This is a genomic window from Acidovorax sp. KPB24-03 (genome assembly GCF_057546605.1).
On the sequence record NZ_BAAJYR010000797.1, the window covers coordinates 1 to 869 of the forward strand.

At 72.5% G+C, this 869-nt stretch carries 2 protein-coding genes; one reads left to right on the forward strand and one right to left on the reverse strand.

Annotated elements, in window-relative coordinates; translation table 11 throughout:
• Positions 1 to 193: 193 nt before the first annotated feature.
• Positions 194 to 616 carry a hotdog fold thioesterase gene (locus AC27KI_RS26075; RefSeq protein ID WP_284430440.1) on the forward strand — a complete coding sequence of 141 codons (423 nt, stop codon included), beginning with the start codon at positions 194 to 196 and terminating at the stop codon, positions 614 to 616.
• Positions 617 to 655: 39 nt separating this feature from the next.
• Here AC27KI_RS26075 and AC27KI_RS26080 read toward each other — a convergent pair.
• The coding region (locus AC27KI_RS26080; RefSeq protein ID WP_487116749.1) for an ATP:cob(I)alamin adenosyltransferase at positions 656 to 869 on the reverse strand (214 nt) is incomplete at its 5' end.

An 869-nucleotide genomic window follows, 5' to 3' on the forward strand; every position in this document is an offset into this window, starting at 1 on the left:
CCGAGGCCAGCGGCTGCGGCCGCCACACGCCCCACCTGCTGGGCGAGGCGCTGTCCTGGCACGAGCGCTACGTGCGCACGGGGACCATGCGCGCCTGAGCGACTCCTGCGGCGGCAAGGGCGCCGGATAATCCGGGCCACTTTCCCGGCCGCCCGCGGCGGGCGGGCCCCACCCACCAACGCAAGGAGTCCCCATGCCCATCTGGAAGCGCCCCATCGACCTGCCCACCGTGCAAGCCGGTAACGAAGGCACCGCCGTGTCCCACCTCGGCATCGAGTTCACCGAGATCGGCGAAGATTTCCTGCGCGCCCGCGTGCCCGTTGATGCGCGCACCAAGCAGCCGTTCGGGCTGCTGCACGGGGGCGTGAGCGTGGTGCTGGCCGAAACACTCGGCTCCGTGGGCGCGGTGTACGCCTCGCCCGAGGGCTGGCATGCCGTGGGCCTGGACATCAACGCCAACCACCTGCGCTCGGCCCGCAGCGGCTGGGTGACCGGTACCGCCAGGCCCGTGCACATCGGCCGCACCACGCAGGTATGGCAGATCGACATGGTCAACGACGAAGGCGAGCTGACCTGCGTGTCGCGCCTGACGATCGCCATGCTGGCGCCGCGCTGACCGCCGTGGCGGCGGATTTCAGGCCGGCGGCGGTGCCAGTCAGGCCGCGCCGGACTCCGCACGCGCCATGCGCTCGCTCTTCCAGTACACATCGTCGCCGCCATCCAGGCGGTTGAGCACGCGCGCCAGCACGAACATCAGGTCCGACAGCCGGTTGAGGTAGCGCCGCGGCGCATCGCGCACCGGCTCGGCCGCGCCAAGCGCCACCACCGCGCGCTCGGCGCGGCGGGCGACGGTGCGGCACACATGGGCC

Excerpts from the sequence above, each read along its gene's own strand:
- AC27KI_RS26075 (WP_284430440.1), top strand. The coding sequence starts at position 194 with ATGCCCATCTGGAAGCGCCCCATCGACCTGCCCACCGTGCAAGCCGGT.